The following is an 18,438-nucleotide window of genomic DNA, read 5'->3' on the forward strand; positions in this document are numbered from 1 at the left end:
ATATGCCGGGCTATATTATAGTCTACTTCTATATTTAAACTTATGAGATTGTAGTTTCTGTCAAAGAAACATTCGTTTTTGTGCAAATATCAGATATAGGAGCAAAAGTAGTGCTATCTACGACGAGATCCTTTGATAACGGCTTTCCATTTACAGTGATTTTTAAAGTTTTATAGTTTTGTTCTCTCTCATTCATCTTGCAAAATCTCCTTTTATATCAATTTTTAATATATTTCAGTTCATTTATTCAACTTAAGCCCCTGATCAGGTGCGGATCGTTCTTTACTCGTATGCTGGGAAAAATGCCGGAATGTTGCCGCTTCCTTGATATACCCGTTTTAAGGTACACTTAAACTAATATATCGACTTTTTTTGAGAACATTTTCTTTATATTTATCGTCCGTTTATTCTAAAATCTGCATCCGAATCGTTATATTATACGTAACCATGTCATATGGGTAATGATCTATATCATCTAACATCTTGGTTTATCAAAAGGGGGAACATCTCTTGGCACGACCAACTTGTCGTTTTGCTTTGTACCGCCGCATTGTCTGCGCTGCTATAGCACTTTTGTTTATTTTTGGGATAACTCGTGTACCCGAAGTACATGCTGCTTATTGGGATGATGTGTACCAAGGCTTCGAGCAATTTTCGCGGTTGCCCGGTGATGTGTACCAAGGCTTCGAGCAATTTTCGCGGTTGCCCGGTGATGTGTATCAGCTCAAGGAAAGCTACCGACAAACACAGGAAGATCTGGAGAAGGCCCGTAACAGCTTAGAAGCCTATCAAGAGCAAAACGCCCAATTACTGGAGCAAAACCGCAAGCTGACTGACACTGTCACAGAACTAAAAAATCTTCAAACCCAGCGCGATCAGGCTTCACACCGAAATAAAATGCTCATCATCACAGCTATAATTCTGCTGGCCGGTTATTTTATCGGTATCCGACTGTTGCGTTACGGGATGCGTCGACGTTCGGGAAGATACTAACTGCCTGAAAGGATGAAAGGTCTGAATGGACATACAAGCAGGACAACACCATGATGAAAGCGTCGGTTCGGTCGTAACGCTCGATCTGGCGGAAGGAGAAAAGCTGCACGTTCTGCATCCGCAGCAAATCATCGCATACCGCGGACCCAGCTCAGGCCGTAGTGATAAACTGATGAATATTAAGGGCATGTATCGCAAACACAAACTGATTCAGGCCGATTTCACAGGAGCTTGTCGCCTAATTGCCGCACTTCCACCTGGCTTTAGTCTAAAAATGATTAAGCTTGAAGGAAGCGATGATCTGTTATACGATTTTCGCAACCTGTTCTGGTACAGCTCCGGTATTCAAATGCGTACCAAGCTGCTAAGCATGAAAAACATGTTGTTTAGCCGCGATGTTATAAAAATGAAATTTGACGGTGTGGGTCAAATCGGTCTTTTGACACAGGGATTGGTATGTCAAGAACAGCTTCATCCGACAGAGCCGATATATGTGGATGCGGGCAGCGTCATTGCCTATCCCGAAAACGCCAAACTGGAGTTGACCGTGTACGGCAACCATCTGGCCAGCCAGCATATGAACTATCATTTTAAAATGACCGGACAGGGTACCGTACTATTCCATGCCGGGGAACATCATCGGCGGCTCCAACAGGATATGAACGACGATGGCGTGATCAAGCGCTTTTTACGGGAAGTCATTCCATTTGGTGGAGTGTTTATCAAATAGCCCTGCCATGCTATAATGACAATGCTAAAGCCGTCTGTCCTCGTGGCAGATACTAATGAAGAAAGTCCATGCGTCATGCATGGGAGAGGTTCGCGAACTCCCTCTATAAAAAACTAACGATGCTTTGTCCTCCGCAAGAAAAATGAATTCGCGGGGCAAGGCCTGTTTTTTGTTGAAGTCGGTTCAAGAACTCTCCTTCTTCCAAGTGACAAGACTCCGTGTCTTGCACCATTCCAAGAAGATCGAGAGGTTTTTTTTATGTTTGCAAACGAAAAAGCAGTCGTCGTATTCAGCGGTGGCCAAGACAGCACAACCTGTTTATTTTGGGCAAAAAAACACTTTGCTGAAGTAGAAACCGTGACGTTCGATTACGGTCAACGCCACAAGCAGGAAATCGAAGTAGCCGCTGGAATCGCCCGTGAGCTGGGTGTTCCGCAAACGGTACTGGATATGAGCCTGCTTAATCAACTAGCCCCTAATGCCCTCACACGCACCGACATTGACATTACACAACAGGAAGGCGAACTGCCTAGCACCTTTGTAGACGGTCGCAACCTTCTGTTCCTGAGCTTCGCGGGAGTTCTCGCCAAGCAAAAAGGAGCGCGCCACTTGATTACAGGCGTTTGTGAGACGGATTTCAGCGGCTATCCCGATTGCCGGGATTCTTTTATCAAATCGCTGAACGTCACACTGAACCTTTCGATGGACTATCCCTTTGTGATTCATACCCCTCTCATGTGGCTGAACAAGGCCGAAACCTGGCATATGGCCGATGAGCTGAAAGCTTTTGAATTTGTAAGAACACGTACACTAACGTGCTATAACGGCGTCATTGGCGACGGCTGTGGCGAATGCCCTGCTTGCAAACTTCGCCGTGCTGGACTCGAGCAATATCTCGCGATGCGCGGAGCTTCCTCCCAAGGAGTTGAAGGTCATGCGTGAGCCAGGTACCTTTCGCATTGTCGACAAGCTCCAGCAGTTCGGGACAGACATTAAGCACTCTCAGCTGCGTTATCACCGCAAACGTGTACTAGTAAGCAAACAATTTACATTCGATGCAGCACATCATTTGCACTACTACGAAGGCAAATGCAAAAATCTGCACGGTCATACCTACATCGTCGTTTTTGGCATAAGCGGTATACCGGGCGAAACGGGTCTAACGCTGGATTTTGGTGACATCAAAACGATCTGGAAAGAGCGGATTGAACCTTTTCTGGACCATCGTTACTTGAATGAGACGCTTCCTCCAATGAATACAACGGCGGAAAATATGGTCGTCTGGATCTTTGAACAAATGGAGTCAGCCTTGACCTCGGATGCATACTGCAACCGTGTCGAAGGTGGACGTACCGAGTTTGTACGGTTGTTCGAGACACCTACCAGCTACGCCGAATTCCGACGGGAGTGGATGCTCGATGAGTAATACCATGACGACTCACCAACCCATGATAGCCTCCCACGGGACCCAAATAGCCCCTATTCCCGTACTGGAGGTGTTTGGTCCCACCGTTCAGGGCGAAGGGATGGTCATTGGTCGTAAAACGATGTTTGTTCGCACCGCAGGCTGCGATTACCATTGCTCGTGGTGTGACTCCGCCTTTACCTGGGACGGCAGCGCCAAGGATCAGATCCGTCGTCTGAGTGCCACTGACATTTGGCAGGAGCTGAAGGCCATCGGTGGCGAACGGTTTTCGCATGTGACCCTTTCTGGAGGCAATCCTGCCCTGCTACCGCAGCTTGGGGAGCTAATCACCCTGCTGCGCAGCCAAGGCATTGCCACCGCTGTCGAAACACAAGGCTCCCGCTGGCAGGAATGGCTGTACGATATCGATGAGGTAACCCTATCCCCGAAGCCGCCCAGCTCGGGTATGACGACCAACTGGGACGTGCTGGATGATATTGTCGCCCGTCTGTCAAACCGGAAGATGGCTGGCGAGTCCCGAGCTACGTCCAACATCCCAACCGCAACAGGCTTGAAGGAATCCGCTAATGAATCTGCGCGGCTCTATACCGGAGCTTGCAGCTTGAAGGTCGTCATTTTCGATGACACCGATCTTGCCTACGCCCGCACCGTTCACGAGCGCTATCCACACGTACCGCTGTTCCTCCAGACGGGTAATCCAGATGTGAACACGGAGAACACCGGACAGATTGCGGAGTCCCTACTCCATCGTTATGAATGGCTTATCGACCGTGTCATGGACGATTCCCGACTAAACGACGTAAGAGTACTCCCACAGCTCCACACCCTCGTATGGGGCAACAAACGCGGCGTATAACACTTATATGTAATATATTCCGTATGAGCTGTATGTGATACACAAGTTAGTCGAAGTACACCTTCGACATCCAAGTTACAAAACAAGAGAAACCCTCGTCCGAGGACGGGGTTTCTCACAACGCTCCTTTTATATAGGAGCGAGTATTATTCACTTCTGCCCCAACCTACAGGTAAACGAGCAGGGACTTTATGGTGTTGACGGCGGTCGGCAGCGAAGCGGAGGAATTGAAGCTGGAGAAGCGATAGCGATCGGAAGCTCAAATCCTTCGCGGAGCGACCTCCCCATCACCATAACTCCCTCTCTCTTTTACCAAACTAAACTTAAGGAGCCTCATCCATATGACCGGAAGAACACCCGAAGAAATGACCGACGTTACCCTACTTGGCAATCAAGGCACACAATACACTTTTGCCTATGATCCCGCCATTCTCGAAAGCTTTGATAATAAACATCCGTATCGGGATTATTTTGTAAAGTTCAATTGCCCGGAGTTCACCAGCCTGTGCCCGATTACAGGACAGCCTGATTTTGCAACCATCTACATCAGCTACATTCCTGATATTAAAATGGTAGAAAGCAAATCCCTTAAGCTGTACCTGTTCAGCTTCCGAAACCACGGTGATTTCCATGAAGACTGCGTCAATATCATCATGAATGACTTGATTAAGCTGATGGACCCTCGCTACATTGAAGTATGGGGCAAATTCACGCCACGCGGTGGCATCTCTATCGATCCGTATACCAACTACGGCAAGCCAGGAACGAAGTATGAACAGATAGCGGAGCACCGTATGATGAACCATGATATGTACCCGGAAAAGGTTGATAACCGTTAAGCTAATACTCCCTATCCTTAAACAATAAAGTGCACCCCTAGAATACACACTGGAATACCTTCTGGTTTATCCCCATGTATTTTAAAGGTGCACTTCAATTGTTATATAGCGAGCTAATTATGTTTTACTTAGTGACTTTCAACTGAGCACTGTCAGCTGTATAGATAACCTTCACTTTATAATTGCTTGGTAAACCTACCGTTTCAATGGAAGAAAATGCTCCATTTCGTTTAGCATAAGTTAAGATCGTAGCACCATTAGCCGGTACATATTTGTTAGAAAAATTCAGACGTAATTTTCCGTTGAGTATAGCTGTTCCTTTTATTTTGAGCACATCATTTTTACTGCGCAGGTTAAGCTCAAGTGTTCCCTTGGCAGATTGTCTGTAATTTCCGCCAATAATCAGCTTTCCAGAAGCATTTTTAAGAAAAGTTCCCCCGTTATTCGTAATTCCACCACTTCCGAAAGCCGTTTCCGAAGTTCCCTCCAAAGTACCTTGGTCGATCTGTGTACCGCCGGAATACGTATTGTTACCCATTAGCTTCAACGTACCTGTTCCCTTTTTAGTCAGCTTTCCAACACCAGAGATATTATTGCGCCAGCGATCCAATGCATTGAAACCGCCTTTGGAAGCGTCCATATTCACCGTCACATTATTGGCGAAAGCACCGTAGCCATCTGCAGCGGAAAACAAGTTCAATCGTCCCCATCCCTCAGCATCATCAAGTACAGGATAGCCGGAAGGAATCCCCGTGGTAGCCAAAACCCAACGACGTTGTGTGCTATCCAGGTAAGGCAAGCGTGTCTCCAATAGTACCTCAGCTCCCTTAGGCACTGTCATTGGCGTCGTAGTTGGATTAACCTGACTAAATCCGTATGTTAATCGTTGATCATAATTTTTTTTGTTTGTGGCATAATTGCTGAACCGATCTGGAGCTGTACCTTTTTGAGACAGCAGTTGTTTACGAGCATCCTGATAAGCGGCTTTCTTCAAACTGCTATTGGCTGGATCAGACAGGATAGCAGCAGCCATCGCTGTTGCCATGACACGTCCTCCCATAACATCAAGCGGGGAATGCATACCAGCAACAACACGGTTATTGCCCAGCTCCGAAGCTCGCGTCAGCAGTTCTTGATAACGCTCCGGCACGGCGTAGGCCATAGCAATAGAACTGAGATACGCAGCATTGGTATGACCGCTAGGAAAGCCGCCATCGTTAGTAGCATCAGCTTTGAGAGCGGGAATAAGGCTCGGAACAACTACTGAGTTATCGCTCCAGCGAAACGGGCGAGGGTAGCTAAAATAAGACTTAGCCGGGTTCGTCGTAGAGTATTCCCCGCGCAAGGTATTTACCAGATTTACGATGTTACCGAGATTGGAGCTTGTACTCCCAGCATTCGTTCCCTCATCTTCGTATTTCTTAGTCAGAGCATCTGCCGGAATGTCGTTGATCGTTGTTGTGGCACCTGCATTCTTTCGATATACATCAGTGAGCGAACCCAGACCGTCGATCACACTGTAGCTCTGGTTTCTGCGATCATCCAAATAAGCTGCATCAGCCTCACTAGAAGTGCGACGGGCAGCTATATCAATCACTTTTTGAATATTGGCGTCCAGCACGCTGCTGTTTAGCTTGGTACCTGTATCCCAAGTAGCACCGCGAGTCCAAAGCTTATTAAATTCGGAGAGCAATCCGAGAGTCGGATTAGAGCTTTCCGTCTTATTTGCAGAACTATTATTTTTATAATGATCTACGAAGTATCCCCATGACGGTTCTGTTGGAGTTACCGTTGTTGGTAGGGTTGCCGCACTCGCATAACTTCCACCCAGGGAACCTAGAAGTAATGGTAAAGATAGTAATGCAACTGATAATGGTTTCCTTAGCGATTTCATTCTCAAATCAGATCCTCTCTTCTCTTGTGCTCTTCGTGCTTTCTCTACGGAGCTATTATCTAAATAACAAGATGTATGACATAAAGAATCATATCTTAAGTTTGTTAAATCAAGAGCTTAGTTTTGTTAAATGAAAAAAAGGCATCCCAAGAGCCATATATACGACTCTGGAGACACCTCGTTCAAACCGTTATAGAAAAACCAGCTACCCTACAGCCATACTTCTATGACTTTACCATTCACGAAAGCTACCGCCTTGAAATAAAGACTACGGTTGCCGTATACCCAGGCTTCGACTTGAGTTCCGTTTGAAGCAGCCCCCTTTTCTCTGACCGTTGGGTTTCCCCATGCGAACTGCACCTGCGTCGTATTCATGCCCAAGCTCACCTCATTATTTTTAATCTTGTTCCAGATGGCTTGCGACCATTGGTATTTCTTGTACGGATCGTAAGTCAGAAATTGATCGGGATCAGACAGCATTTGTGGAATGCGTGAAGCTCCGATGATGGAAAACGTGTTATAAGTTTCGCCATTGGCCCCCTGGAAAATAACTTCGTAAGATTTAACACCGTTCGGGTCCGTGCTGACTTCGATATCTTTAACTGTTACCTTGCCAAATCGCTCTCCAGCGCTATAGAAGTTATTGACCCAATAGGTTTTGCCAATTAATTTGGACAGACTGCCCAGATCAATGGCTCTGATAATTTTTGCCGTTTCCGGCGTCTCAATGACCAGCTTGGTAGCGCCCACAGATAATTCTCCTTGCTGACGGTCACGATTCCATTTGAATCCGCCCAACTTCAGATCGGTCAGTAATGTTCCCGGGAATACAACCTGTCCGTTAACCGTTTGAACCTTGCCCTTCAGTGCAACAGGTTTACCATTCACCATTGCGGTGGAACTCCCTTTTTGGAGTACGATATTGTTTTTACCTAGCTTGATCGTAAAGGTCTGGTTTGCCAAGGTAACAGATCCACCCAGCGTCTTGAACACAGACTGCACAGGCAAATACACATTGCCGTTCAGTATAGCCGCCCCGGTCAAGGTTTGATCGGACGAAACCTTTAGTGTAAAAGAAGAGGGTATTCCTTCGGTCCGCAGAGCTACGGATGTGCTTCCAATGCCCCTTACTTTGAGTGTACCGGAACCATTCTGCTGTAGCTCGGCAACCTGCGGTTTCTCCACTTCAATCTCACTAGCTTCGGGATGACGTGTTAGTCGATAACCGTTCGAATACGTCTCTTGTACATTTAATTGAATTGTATCGCCGATGGCAGCCTCTTTGGAGGTCGTCAACAAGGACATACCCGTTAATGTAGGCAAGCTCAGCGCAGTCGTGATTCCGTCCTTATAGCCGACCCAAGAGCCATCCTTTAATTGTGCAAAAAGCTCGTCAGGCGAATCAACCAACCGTGCAACATTAGATAACCCGCTAAGCTGCACAGCTGGATATTTCTTCATTCGGTCATAGCTCCATACAGTCCCGTCATGATGTACAGTAATCAAGACATGTGTACCTTTTTTCCATAAAATCGAAGCAATATCACTTCCCACTTCGCGCGGTGGTTCATTGGTCAGCATATCCAGCATCGTGACATGGCCATCTTCCTTAAGTACTGCAGCATACGCCGTACTCATTTTGATATCAAGCGCACCATCTACATGACCTATCTTGCGGGGCTTAGATTCTGCGTACCCTGTGGAATACCATACATCACCGGATCGAGTAAGAACCGTAAAGTAGGTACTTACCTTATCACCATCTATAGCATCCGATATTCCCTCAACCTGTTCTCTTCCCCAGGAGATCGTCCCATCGGTTTTAATAGCCAAACCCTCACCTGTAATTTCTTTAACTCCTGAGGATTGAGCCGTCACTTTTGAGTCGGAGTTATCATCCCAGATGGCTACCTTCCCGTCCTCAGTCCAGCCATAATAACCTTGGCTCTCATTTTTGCTGCCTGTAATGCCTTTCAAATTCAATTTCTCAATAACCGGGCCATTTATACTCTTTCTCCATAAAGAACCGTCATCCAGTATGTAGTTATTCCGGTCGATCACGTCTATAATTTTAGCGTTTTTCCAAGTGTTGTTCGTCGTTACATTTGCCGCTACTGCTGTTTCTCCAGTGTTTAACGCAGTTCCCACCACCGCTCCACATACCATAGATACTGCCAGCAAAATCTTCGTTGCTTTTCTCATCGTGGTTCCCCTTTTCTATCTATATTTCCATATCAGTATTTTGCATAATTCCATTCCCAACGCTCAAAAATACATTATATAGACGAACTAGATCACTTCGATCTCTATATTTCTGATTTGAAAAGCGCTCTTGGGACTTATGCAAAATACTCACATATATATCGGTTTTGAGGATGGTGAATGTTTGAATTTGGATATGTCATTTTAGAAATTCTAACTAAATGGAGTAATGAAGAGTATCCAGCAGGATGGGCAAGCAGCAATGAGTAAAGGCGGCCTTTATCCCACTTTCAGCCATTTGCTGCAAACGGATCGCTTCCTATATCTTAAAATATACATACATATCCGGAGGTTGCCATGACTAGTAAATCTGCTACAAAAACTGAAACGGGCCGATCGCTCCCCCTCCCGGGTCCACAAGCGAAAGGCACCGTTTTTGCGATACTGATTGCGATCAGTTTCGTCCATCTGTTCAATGACTCGATTCAATCGGTCATTCCAGCGATCTTTCCGATCTTAAAGGAATCTATGAGCCTGAACTACACGCAAATCGGCTGGATTTCATTCGCGATCAATTTTACAGCTTCAATCATGCAGCCTGTGATTGGCTTGTTTTCAGACAAACGGCCTACGCCCGCTATCCTTCCCATCGGCATGGGCTTTACGCTGACTGGCATGCTGTTGCTCGCCTATGCTGCCGATTATAAAGCGGTGCTGATCGCAGTCATCTTTGTGGGTCTGGGCTCGGCTGCCTTTCACCCTGAAGGCTCACGCGTATCCCATATGGCGGCCGGGCCGCGTCGGGGATTGGCACAATCCATTTTTCAAGTTGGCGGCAATGCGGGCCAATCGCTGGCGCCGATGCTCACGAGCTGGATTTTTATCCCGTTAGGACAATTCGGTGCGATCTGGTTCACAGGTATTGCGGCAGCGGGAATTGTGGTGCAATCGTTCATCGCCCGCTGGTACGGTAACGTCCTGCGTACAGAAGGCGTTGCACGCAAAAAAGCGGTGGCACGCCGCATGAAGCCCGAAGTGCGTAACCGCGTTATGTTTGCCATGATTGTCCTCATTCTACTGGTATTCGTCCGTTCGTGGTACTCGACCTCGGTCGGAAGCTACTATTCGTTTTACCTGATGGAAGTATTTAAAATGCCATTGGCTGATGCACAGCTTTACATTTTCCTGTTCCTCGGGGCTGGAGCGCTGGGCACCTTCTTTGGCGGTCCGCTCGCGGACCGTTTTGGTAAACGCAATATGATATTTCTGTCCATGGTATTAGCTGCACCACTCGCGCTGGCACTACCTTATGCCAACCAATTCTGGACGGCGATCCTGCTGGCAATTATCGGATTTATTATGCTGTCTAGCTTTTCGGTCACAGTCGTATATGCACAGATGCTTGTGCCCGGCAAAATCGGAACGGTGTCCGGTCTCATTACGGGCCTCGCTTTTGGCCTTGGTGGTGTGGGAGCACTCGTGCTCGGCAACTGGATCGACAAGGTAGGCATCACCCACATCATGTTTCTATGCGGCTTTTTGCCACTGCTCGGCATCTTAACCTTCCTGCTTCCTACAGATAAAACCCTGAACCGCTGGGCGGAAGAAAATGGAGCCGAAGTGTAACAGGCAAACGTGTGGCGGCCATCTTGGCCGCTGCACACCTTTATACCCAACTAACGTATTTCCTCACAAAAAAGAATATCCCCGCTTACACCAAAGTTGTAATCAATTCTCTACTTCTGCCAAACGCATTAAAATCCGACGCTTCCGATACAGCATTTTCCCTGCTTCAGCTACGTCACTAATAGCGCTTCGGTTCGCAATGGAGCCAAACAAAATACCCGCAATCGGGACCATTTGAAGCAGCTTTTTCCATCCAAACTGGTCACGATAAGTGTTAATGACCTCTCTCCATCCCTGCATCTGGGAAAAAACCTGTGCCTGACGTGAAGGATCATCGAACAAAGCCAGCTCCTCTAATACGGCCTTCTTACCCACAATATCGGATGAAGCAAATTGCATACATTTAATAATAAAAATGCGTTCCTGCTTATCATGGGGATTAAAGCCATAACACAAGGCTATTTCCTGAAGCACTTTGAGTGACAAGCCGAGCAAAAGAGGAATATCCGCCGCAATCGTAAACACACCGCCAATTCCCGTTGTTGCTCCCTGAGCGGTAGCAAAGGTAATGCGAGCCGACGTCATATCGTCAGCAGTCCGATCCATGATTGTTAGCGGGAGCTCAGCCGCCTGCTTCAACTCCCACCTAGGTTCGGCACTATGTTCCGAATCAGCGTTTTCCCCGGCACGAGGCAGGCCCTGCGTATCCGACACGGAATCTGCGCCATTTTGCTGAATTACATGTTCATGGGCCGTCTTTTTCAGCCTGTTCAGAACCGTTTCTTCCTTCACCAAATATTTACCGCCGTTCTGAATGAAACTGCCCATCTCATTAAGCAGTTGCTCTAGCTTGTCTTTAATGACTTTGGGCGTCAGCCGATCCAGCAACATAAAAGGCCATCTGCCGATTTTTTCCCAGAAAAAAATGTCCTTCTGTTCCTTTTCCCATTTTTCAATATTCTTCAGCTCATGACGCAATACGTCCTGGCTTTCCCGATATTCTGTAAGCTGTTTCATAACCGTAGACGTCTCCTTTTGACTATGCTAGTTTATGTATGAGTAATACGTAAGTAAGGCGAGTTCAGGTTTCTTTTTTAGCAAACTAGATGATATAGAAAGTTAAAAATCCATACAGATCGGGGTGTAAAGATGAATAATCCCACATTCGCCTCACAGTCTTCTTCAACTGCTAATGTAGAGCTTGTCCCTTACCATTGTGAACATGATGCCATTTTACATACCTTCCACTTGCCTGAGGAGCAGAAGCAGTTTACTGGAATGCCGGATGAAATGCTGACACTGGCCAAGGAAGATCCGCACCGCCATCCTGTCGTGATTACGGCTACTAGAAGACCCGTTGGATTTTTCATTTTATACGATGGGGATGAATTAGCGGACTATACGAATACTGCTGAGGCACTGCTGCTGCGCGCGTTCTCTATTCATTACGCAGATCAGGGACAAGGATTCGCTAAGAAAGGGCTGCTTCTACTACCACAGTTCATCGCCAGACACTTCCCACATATTCACGAGATTGTACTGGGCGTCAATGCCCGTAATCTGCCTGCCCAAAGTCTGTATCGCAAATGCGGCTTTATCGATGAAGGCAACACTAAAATGGGACAACACGGATTGCAGCATATTTTAAAAATGAGCCTATAACGTTGACCTCATAGCCCTCGCCCAAATAAAAAAGCTTTCGGCACAAACGCCGAAAGCTTTTATCGTTAAATCTCACCAATGGAAAAACTCAATTTGTAATTACCAAACTTCGTAAGCTCATCCAGCATGGTATTTAACTCTGCCTGTGATGACATGCGCAAGCGCATCCAATAACAGCCTTCCCCACTCACTCGATGGATTTCGACAATATAGGGATGCTCCCGTGCAAAAGCCTGGAAAGCACTGTGAGTTGTTCCTGAATTCAAAAAAACCGTAATAAAGGCATGAATCGTCTGTCCAATTTTCTCAGGGTTCCAGCGCAGCGTATAGCCCTCGATAATGCCCGCATCCTGCATTTTTCGAACACGCGCTCCTACGGCTTGGCCCGTCAAGTGAACAAGCTGACCGATCTCCTTGTGCGATAAAGAGCTGTCTTCAATTAAATGATGAACCAAAGGAGCTTCCATAGATGAAAATCACACTAATCCGCAACGCAACCTTATGGATCGAATACGCTGGAGTAAAATTTCTGATTGATCCGATGTTGAGTGATGCTGGCGCAAATCCGCCGGTTCCCAATACGGAAAATGCCCGCCGTAATCCGCTGGTTCCCTTGCCGCCGCAATGGCAGGCACTCGGACAGCCTGATGTTGTCATCGTCACACATTTGCATCCCGATCATTGGGACCCGGCAGCAGTACGCTGGTTGGACAAACAACTTCCCGTCTTCTGCCAGCCCGGAAATGAAGAACAAATTACTGCTGACGGTTTTACACAGGTTACTCCGATTTCGGTGGCTGGCTCCGTGGGAGAAATTGAGATCATCCGTACTACCGGGCATCACGGCACCGGAGAAATCGGGGAACAGATGGGACCCGTATCCGGCTTTGTGTTTCAGGCACCAGGTGAACCTGTCGTCTATTTGGCCGGGGATACGATCTGGTGCAGTGAAGTCGCGGAGACACTGGATAAATACCGCCCTGACTGGACGATCGTGAACGCTGGAGGGGCTCGGTTTACGATTGGTGATCCCATCATTATGACTGCCCAAGATGTAACGGCTGTTGCGCAGCATGCCTCTTACACACAAATCGTGGCTGTCCATATGGAAGCAATCAACCATTGTCTACTAACTCGCTCCGAGCTTACGGAACACATCAACCGTGAAGGTTTGGAGGGACGTGTCCATATTCCGGCAGATGGAGCAACGGTTTCGGCATAAGGCGATAATCCCGAGTCACCGCTTGCGCCCATTTTGAATATATTGGATTTCAAAACGCCTAAAGAAGGGATTATCAATGAATTGGCAATATCCTTATTATGGTACAGAAACCCAATGTAAAGAAGTTCCGATAGCTTTTCCTCCCCAGCATCAATATAGACAGCCGGGGTTGGAATACCTGATGGTTCCACGCCCTATTTATGATAATCCAAAGTATATCGGCACCGGAAAGCTTCTGGATCGGGTGGCTATTATTAGCGGCGGAGACAGCGGTATTGGTCGTGCGGTTGCTGTGGCTTTTGCCAAAGAAGGGGCCGATGTGGTCATTGCCTATCTCGATGAGCATCGAGATGCTATGGAAACCCGTGATGTCATTCATAAGCTCGGCAGACGTTGTTTGTTAATTCCGGGCGATCTAAGGCTAAAAAGCAACTGCTGTCTGGTTGTTCAAAAAACGATGGAAACCTTCGGTCGGATTGACATTCTGATTAACAACCTGGGTGTTCAGTTTGTGCGCGAATCGTATCTGGATATCAGCGAACAGCAGCTTCGTGATACGTTTGATACGAATATTATTTCCTTCTTCCATATGACTACAGAAGCACTGCCGTATATGCGGGCTGGGGCCAGCATCGTCAATACGGCATCGGTTACAGCCTATGTTGGTCAAAAAAATCTGATCGACTATTCAGCTACCAAAGGAGCCATTGTCAGCTTCACCCGCGCTCTGGCTAATAATCTGGTCGATCAGTGCATCCGCGTGAACGCCATTGCTCCCGGTCCGATCTGGACTCCGCTGAATGCCGCGACACAGTCGCCCGAAGCGATCCGCACCTTTGGCACCAATACGCCGATGAAGCGTGCCGGGCAGCCTTATGAATTGGCCCCCGCCTATGTGCTGCTGGCTTCGGATGATGGTTCCTACATTACAGGGCAAACGCTGCATGTCAATGGCGGACAAATGGTAACGGATTAGTTGCGTTGGCTGACAAGACCTAATAAATAAGACACCTCCGGCACCCACATTTTAAGTGGGACTGGAGGTGTCTTGTTTTACGATATCAAATCTGAGCTTAAGCTGATCTTTTGTTTTTGTTGTAAATATCGAAGGCAACTGCCAGCAGAAGTACTAAGCCCTTGATGCCTTGCTGCCAGTCAATACCCAGACCAATCAGAGACATGCCGTTATTCAGTACGCCCATGACCAAACCACCGATAATGGCTCCAAAAACGGTTCCGATCCCGCCGGATGCCGAAGCACCGCCGATAAAGCAAGCCGCGATGGCATCCAGCTCAAAGTTCGTACCTGCTCTCGGCGTAGCCGCGTTCAGACGTGCAGCAAAGATCAGACCGGAAATGGCGGCCAGCACGCCCATATTGACGAATACCCAGAACGTTACTTTTTTCGTTTTAACACCGGACAGACCCGCTGCCTTTTCATTTCCACCCAACGCATACACATGACGGCCCATAATCGTGCGGTTCATGACGAAGGAGTATACAACGATCAGTATGAACAGCAGCACGAGAATGTTAGGTATCCCCGCGTAGCTCGCGAGCATAAAGGTGAACAGATTGATAACCGCAGCTACCACAATCAACTTGAGTACAAATAAAGTCTGTGACGGAACCTCAAATCCATATTTAAGCTGAGAACGGCGTTCGCGAAGTTCGTTCACGATAAACCATACCGTGAGTGCAATACCGACAATGATGGATACCAGGTTATAACCGGTAGATGAAAAATCCGGTAGGAAGCCTGAACTGATTTTCTGGAATCCCCCTGGAAATGGAGAGATAGATTGGCCTTCCAGCACGATCATTGTCAATCCCCGAAAGAGCAGCATTCCCGCCAATGTAACGATAAATGCCGGAATCCGTACATAAGCGACCCAGAACCCTTGCCATGCGCCGATTAACGCCCCGACCAGCAAAGATGCTATCACAGCGATCCATGCTGGAAGCTGCCAATCGACCATCATTATGGCGGCAACCGCACCGACAAAAGCAGCTATGGAGCCGACGGACAAATCTATATGCCCAGTGATGATAACCAGCACCATCCCGATGGCTAGCACGAGAATATAGCTGTTTTGCAGAATCAGATTGGTAATATTAATCGGCTTCAACAGCAGGCCGCCCGTCAGCACCTCGAACAAAATCATAATGACGACCAGCGCAATCATCATGCCATATTGGCGGATGTTATTTTTAAATAGTTTAGTTATGGTTTCCATGCTTCACGCCTCCTGACTTGGTCATATATCTCATCAACGTTTCCTGCGACGCGTCCTCACGGCTAACCTCTCCAGTGATCCGCCCAGCATTCATGACATAAATCCGGTCACACAAACCTAGTACCTCTGGCAGCTCGGACGAAATGACCAGCACTCCCTTGCCTTCAGCGGCAAGTCGATGAATAATCGTGTAAATTTCATATTTAGCGCCCACATCAATGCCGCGTGTCGGTTCATCCAGAATCAGAATATCCGGCCCGGCAAAAATCCATTTGCTCAGCACCACCTTCTGCTGATTGCCGCCACTCAGATTACCCGTTTTCTGTAAAATGCTCGGCGCTTTGATGTTCATGCTTTTTTTCATTTCCTCTGCAACGACGACTTCCTCCTGCTCATTGACGACAGCGCCCTTCGTCAGCTTGTTCAGGCCAGTCAGCGAAATATTACGCTTGATATCATCCATTAGAATGAGGCCATACTCCTTGCGATCCTCCGTTACATAGGCAAAGCCGTTGTTGATCGCGTCCGTAACCGTGTTGTTCTGGATCGGCTTGCCGTCTTTAATCAGCTGACCGGAAATGTTGCGTCCGTACGACTTGCCAAAAATGCTCATTGCCAGCTCGGTCCGTCCCGCCCCCATCAGCCCGGCAATACCGACAATTTCACCGCGACGAATGTTCAAATTCACCTGATCCAGCACCTTGCGGTCTGCATGATGCTCGTGATACACCGTCCAATCCTTCACTTCCAAAACGACTTTGCCAATCTCGGCATGACGCTCTGGATAACGGCTGGTCAGATCACGTCCAACCATCCCGCTAATGATCCGATCCTCCGTGACCTCATCCTTTTTCATATCCAGTGTCTCAATCGTCTTCCCATCCCGCAAAATCGTAATTGAATCCGACACCTTTGCGACTTCATTCAGCTTGTGGGAGATGAGAATGCAGGAAATGCCCTGCTTTTTAAATTCCAGCATCAAATTAAGCAGATTTTCACTATCATCCTCATTCAACGCCGCTGTCGGTTCATCGAGAATAAGCAGCTTCACCTTTTTAGAGAGCGCTTTCGCAATTTCGACCAGTTGTTGCTTCCCGACCCCGATGTTCGTAACTAATGTATTGGGATTCTCACTCAAACCGACCTTGGACAGCAGATCGCGTGTACCCACAAAAGTCTCTTTCCAATCAATCACACCGCCACTGGCGCGTTCGTTGCCCAGATAAATATTTTCAGCAATCGAGAGATACGGAATCAGCGCCAGCTCCTGATGGATAATGACAATGCCCAATTCCTCGCTCTGCTTGATATCCTTGAACTCACACGTTTTGCCCTGGAAAACAATATCCCCTTCATAGGTTCCATGCGGATATACACCGCTTAGTACCTTCATCAGCGTCGATTTGCCCGCACCGTTCTCACCGCACAGGGAATGGATTTCGCCTTCCTTGACCTTGAGATTTACATTTTCCAATGCCTTCACGCCGGGAAAGGTTTTGGTAATTCCCTTCATTTCCAAAATGATTCCAGTCATGGGATATGCTCCTTTCGCTTGGATTCTTACTCTTATTTCAGTCCGATTTGTTCTTTGGTGTAATAGTGACTGCCGACAATATCCTTTTCCACATTCGTCCGATCCACCGAGATTGGATCAAGCAAGTAGGCAGGAATGACCTTTTTACCGTTGTTATAGGATTTAACATCATTCACTTCCGCTTGCTTGCCCTGTAAAATGCTGTTGGCCATCACGACCGTTTGCTCAGCCAGCTTGCGAGTATCCTTAAATACAGTTTGCGTCTGCTCCCCAGCCACAATCGACTTGATGGAAGCCAGCTCCGCATCCTGCCCTGTAATGATCGGCAGCGGCTTGTTCGCTGATCCATATCCGACCCCTTTCAGGGATGAAATGATACCGATACTGATTCCGTCATAAGGGGATAGTACCGCGTCCAGATTAGCCCCCGAATAGTACGCACTCAGCAGGTTATCCATTCGCGACTGGGCCAATGCTCCATCCCACCGCAGTGTAGCGATCTGCGCCATCGTCATCTGCTTGCTGCGCACGACCAGTTTGCCGGAATCAATATAAGGTTTCAGTACGGACATCGCACCATTAAAGAAGAAATAGGCGTTATTATCATCCGGTGAACCACCAAACAGCTCGATATTGAATGGGCCTTTGCCTTCCTTAAGTCCTAACTTTTTCTCAATATATGCCGCCTGTAGCACGCCCACCTTAAAGTTATCGAAGGTCGCATAATACGTCAGATACGGTGTGTTGCGAATCAGCCGGTCGTAAGAAATGACCTGAATGCCTCGGTCGTGTGCCTTCTGAATTACATCCGTCAGCGTGTTTCCGTCGACCGAAGCGATCACCATAACATTGACACCCTTGGTGATCATATTTTCGATTTGGGAGATTTGGTTTTCCACCACGTCCTCGGCGTACTGTAAATCCGTTTTATAGCCTTGCTCCTGAAACAACCGGACCATATTTTCTCCGTCCCCTACCCAACGCTCGGACGATTTGGTCGGCATGGAAATGCCCACATAGCCTTTCTCCTTGCTGCCCGTTCCACTCTCCGCCAAATTACAGGCCGAAAGCATCAGGGCCAAAACCAGAAGCCATACGACAACAGCTCCTTTTTTCATATGAAGTTCCCCTTTCCTCATGTGATGCGGGTCAATTTGAAGGTAAGTGCTGATTAGAGTTGAAACGAGATAGCGCTTACATAAGTGAGGCAACGAGTA

18 protein-coding genes and 1 riboswitch are annotated in these 18,438 nt (G+C 47.5%); of the genes, 10 read left to right on the forward strand and 8 right to left on the reverse strand.

Annotation, left to right across the window (positions count from 1 at the left end):
* Positions 1 to 40: 40 nt before the first annotated feature.
* Positions 41 to 196, reverse strand: coding sequence for a hypothetical protein (locus NLX73_RS15225; protein WP_165176511.1), 156 nt, complete (start codon positions 194 to 196; stop codon positions 41 to 43).
* A gap of 314 nt (positions 197 to 510) precedes the next feature.
* Between NLX73_RS15225 and NLX73_RS15230 the strand changes: the two genes are divergently transcribed.
* From NLX73_RS15230 to queF, 6 genes are all read left to right on the forward strand, one after another.
* Positions 511 to 993: an SH3 domain-containing protein gene (locus NLX73_RS15230; protein ID WP_254326566.1), complete on the forward strand. Its 483-nt coding sequence runs from the start codon at positions 511 to 513 to the stop codon at positions 991 to 993.
* A gap of 25 nt (positions 994 to 1,018) precedes the next feature.
* Positions 1,019 to 1,723 (forward strand): AIM24 family protein, encoded by a 705-nt coding sequence (locus NLX73_RS15235; RefSeq protein WP_254326567.1) that lies wholly within the window; start codon positions 1,019 to 1,021, stop codon positions 1,721 to 1,723.
* A 79-nt stretch (positions 1,724 to 1,802) separates the two neighbouring features.
* A riboswitch (PreQ1 riboswitch) is annotated at positions 1,803 to 1,846 on the forward strand.
* Positions 1,847 to 1,981: 135 nt separating this feature from the next.
* A complete protein-coding gene (gene queC / locus NLX73_RS15240; RefSeq protein WP_254326568.1) occupies positions 1,982 to 2,665 on the forward strand; it encodes a 7-cyano-7-deazaguanine synthase QueC in 684 nt (227 codons plus the stop codon).
* Entirely contained in the window at positions 2,658 to 3,149 is a 492-nt protein-coding gene (gene queD / locus NLX73_RS15245; RefSeq protein WP_254326569.1) for a 6-carboxytetrahydropterin synthase QueD, read from the forward strand. Before queC ends, queD begins: the two co-directional genes overlap by 8 nt.
* A complete protein-coding gene (queE, locus tag NLX73_RS15250; RefSeq protein WP_254326570.1) occupies positions 3,142 to 4,005 on the forward strand; it encodes a 7-carboxy-7-deazaguanine synthase QueE in 864 nt (287 codons plus the stop codon). Before queD ends, queE begins: the two co-directional genes overlap by 8 nt.
* A gap of 341 nt (positions 4,006 to 4,346) precedes the next feature.
* Entirely contained in the window at positions 4,347 to 4,844 is a 498-nt protein-coding gene (queF, locus tag NLX73_RS15255; protein ID WP_029516147.1) for a preQ(1) synthase, read from the forward strand.
* Positions 4,845 to 4,968: 124 nt separating this feature from the next.
* Here the strand turns inward: queF and NLX73_RS15260 are convergent, their stop codons facing one another.
* Both NLX73_RS15260 and NLX73_RS15265 read right to left on the reverse strand, forming a co-directional pair.
* A complete protein-coding gene (locus tag NLX73_RS15260; RefSeq protein WP_254326659.1) occupies positions 4,969 to 6,738 on the reverse strand; it encodes an acid phosphatase in 1,770 nt (589 codons plus the stop codon).
* A 210-nt stretch (positions 6,739 to 6,948) separates the two neighbouring features.
* Positions 6,949 to 8,940, reverse strand: coding sequence for a stalk domain-containing protein (locus NLX73_RS15265; protein ID WP_254326571.1), 1,992 nt, complete (start codon positions 8,938 to 8,940; stop codon positions 6,949 to 6,951).
* A 357-nt stretch (positions 8,941 to 9,297) separates the two neighbouring features.
* On the opposite strand from NLX73_RS15265, the gene NLX73_RS15270 reads away from it, so the two are divergent.
* Positions 9,298 to 10,566, forward strand: coding sequence for an MFS transporter (locus NLX73_RS15270; RefSeq protein ID WP_250267629.1), 1,269 nt, complete (start codon positions 9,298 to 9,300; stop codon positions 10,564 to 10,566).
* Between the two features lie 102 nt (positions 10,567 to 10,668).
* Here NLX73_RS15270 and NLX73_RS15275 read toward each other — a convergent pair whose 3' ends face one another.
* Positions 10,669 to 11,583 (reverse strand): EcsC family protein, encoded by a 915-nt coding sequence (locus NLX73_RS15275; protein WP_254326572.1) that lies wholly within the window; start codon positions 11,581 to 11,583, stop codon positions 10,669 to 10,671.
* A 132-nt stretch (positions 11,584 to 11,715) separates the two neighbouring features.
* Between NLX73_RS15275 and NLX73_RS15280 the strand changes: the two genes are divergently transcribed.
* Positions 11,716 to 12,228 carry a GNAT family N-acetyltransferase gene (locus NLX73_RS15280; RefSeq protein ID WP_254326573.1) on the forward strand — a complete coding sequence of 171 codons (513 nt, stop codon included), beginning with the start codon at positions 11,716 to 11,718 and terminating at the stop codon, positions 12,226 to 12,228.
* A 65-nt stretch (positions 12,229 to 12,293) separates the two neighbouring features.
* Here NLX73_RS15280 and NLX73_RS15285 read toward each other — a convergent pair whose 3' ends face one another.
* Positions 12,294 to 12,695: an Lrp/AsnC family transcriptional regulator gene (locus NLX73_RS15285; protein ID WP_254326574.1), complete on the reverse strand. Its 402-nt coding sequence runs from the start codon at positions 12,693 to 12,695 to the stop codon at positions 12,294 to 12,296.
* A gap of 2 nt (positions 12,696 to 12,697) precedes the next feature.
* Between NLX73_RS15285 and NLX73_RS15290 the strand changes: the two genes are divergently transcribed.
* Positions 12,698 to 13,450 (forward strand): MBL fold metallo-hydrolase, encoded by a 753-nt coding sequence (locus tag NLX73_RS15290; protein ID WP_254326575.1) that lies wholly within the window; start codon positions 12,698 to 12,700, stop codon positions 13,448 to 13,450.
* Between the two features lie 76 nt (positions 13,451 to 13,526).
* Complete coding sequence (locus NLX73_RS15295) at positions 13,527 to 14,426, forward strand: SDR family oxidoreductase (protein ID WP_254326576.1); 900 nt, start codon at positions 13,527 to 13,529, stop codon at positions 14,424 to 14,426.
* 97 nt (positions 14,427 to 14,523) lie between these two features.
* Here NLX73_RS15295 and mmsB read toward each other — a convergent pair whose 3' ends face one another.
* From mmsB to chvE, 3 genes are read right to left on the reverse strand one after another with little or no spacing between them, the layout of a single operon-like run.
* Complete coding sequence (mmsB, locus tag NLX73_RS15300) at positions 14,524 to 15,687, reverse strand: multiple monosaccharide ABC transporter permease (protein WP_023987351.1); 1,164 nt, start codon at positions 15,685 to 15,687, stop codon at positions 14,524 to 14,526.
* Positions 15,671 to 17,221, reverse strand: coding sequence for a multiple monosaccharide ABC transporter ATP-binding protein (gene mmsA / locus NLX73_RS15305; RefSeq protein WP_254326577.1), 1,551 nt, complete (start codon positions 17,219 to 17,221; stop codon positions 15,671 to 15,673). Before mmsA ends, mmsB begins: the two co-directional genes overlap by 17 nt.
* Positions 17,222 to 17,253: 32 nt before the next feature.
* Positions 17,254 to 18,339 carry a multiple monosaccharide ABC transporter substrate-binding protein gene (chvE, locus tag NLX73_RS15310; RefSeq protein WP_069011527.1) on the reverse strand — a complete coding sequence of 362 codons (1,086 nt, stop codon included), beginning with the start codon at positions 18,337 to 18,339 and terminating at the stop codon, positions 17,254 to 17,256.
* Positions 18,340 to 18,438: the final 99 nt, after the last annotated feature.

It is taken from the genome of Paenibacillus sp. CH40 (assembly GCF_024213605.1).
Classification (GTDB): Bacteria; Bacillota; Bacilli; order Paenibacillales; family Paenibacillaceae; genus Paenibacillus; species Paenibacillus polymyxa_B.

What these genes read in the sequence shown, in the direction of transcription:
- NLX73_RS15225 (WP_165176511.1), bottom strand. Translation starts at nt 196, where the DNA reads ATGAATGAGAGAGAACAAAACTATAAAACTTTAAAAATCACTGTAAAT.
- NLX73_RS15235 (WP_254326567.1), top strand. Translation starts at nt 1,019, where the DNA reads ATGGACATACAAGCAGGACAACACCATGATGAAAGCGTCGGTTCGGTC.
- queC (WP_254326568.1), top strand. Translation starts at nt 1,982, where the DNA reads ATGTTTGCAAACGAAAAAGCAGTCGTCGTATTCAGCGGTGGCCAAGAC.
- queD (WP_254326569.1), top strand. Translation starts at nt 2,658, where the DNA reads ATGCGTGAGCCAGGTACCTTTCGCATTGTCGACAAGCTCCAGCAGTTC.
- queE (WP_254326570.1), top strand. Translation starts at nt 3,142, where the DNA reads ATGAGTAATACCATGACGACTCACCAACCCATGATAGCCTCCCACGGG.
- queF (WP_029516147.1), top strand. Translation starts at nt 4,347, where the DNA reads ATGACCGGAAGAACACCCGAAGAAATGACCGACGTTACCCTACTTGGC.
- NLX73_RS15260 (WP_254326659.1), bottom strand. Translation starts at nt 6,738, where the DNA reads ATGAAATCGCTAAGGAAACCATTATCAGTTGCATTACTATCTTTACCA.
- NLX73_RS15265 (WP_254326571.1), bottom strand. Translation starts at nt 8,940, where the DNA reads ATGAGAAAAGCAACGAAGATTTTGCTGGCAGTATCTATGGTATGTGGA.
- NLX73_RS15270 (WP_250267629.1), top strand. Translation starts at nt 9,298, where the DNA reads ATGACTAGTAAATCTGCTACAAAAACTGAAACGGGCCGATCGCTCCCC.
- NLX73_RS15275 (WP_254326572.1), bottom strand. Translation starts at nt 11,583, where the DNA reads ATGAAACAGCTTACAGAATATCGGGAAAGCCAGGACGTATTGCGTCAT.
- NLX73_RS15280 (WP_254326573.1), top strand. Translation starts at nt 11,716, where the DNA reads ATGAATAATCCCACATTCGCCTCACAGTCTTCTTCAACTGCTAATGTA.
- NLX73_RS15285 (WP_254326574.1), bottom strand. Translation starts at nt 12,695, where the DNA reads ATGGAAGCTCCTTTGGTTCATCATTTAATTGAAGACAGCTCTTTATCG.
- NLX73_RS15290 (WP_254326575.1), top strand. Translation starts at nt 12,698, where the DNA reads ATGAAAATCACACTAATCCGCAACGCAACCTTATGGATCGAATACGCT.
- NLX73_RS15295 (WP_254326576.1), top strand. Translation starts at nt 13,527, where the DNA reads ATGAATTGGCAATATCCTTATTATGGTACAGAAACCCAATGTAAAGAA.
- mmsB (WP_023987351.1), bottom strand. Translation starts at nt 15,687, where the DNA reads ATGGAAACCATAACTAAACTATTTAAAAATAACATCCGCCAATATGGC.
- mmsA (WP_254326577.1), bottom strand. Translation starts at nt 17,221, where the DNA reads ATGACTGGAATCATTTTGGAAATGAAGGGAATTACCAAAACCTTTCCC.
- chvE (WP_069011527.1), bottom strand. Translation starts at nt 18,339, where the DNA reads ATGAAAAAAGGAGCTGTTGTCGTATGGCTTCTGGTTTTGGCCCTGATG.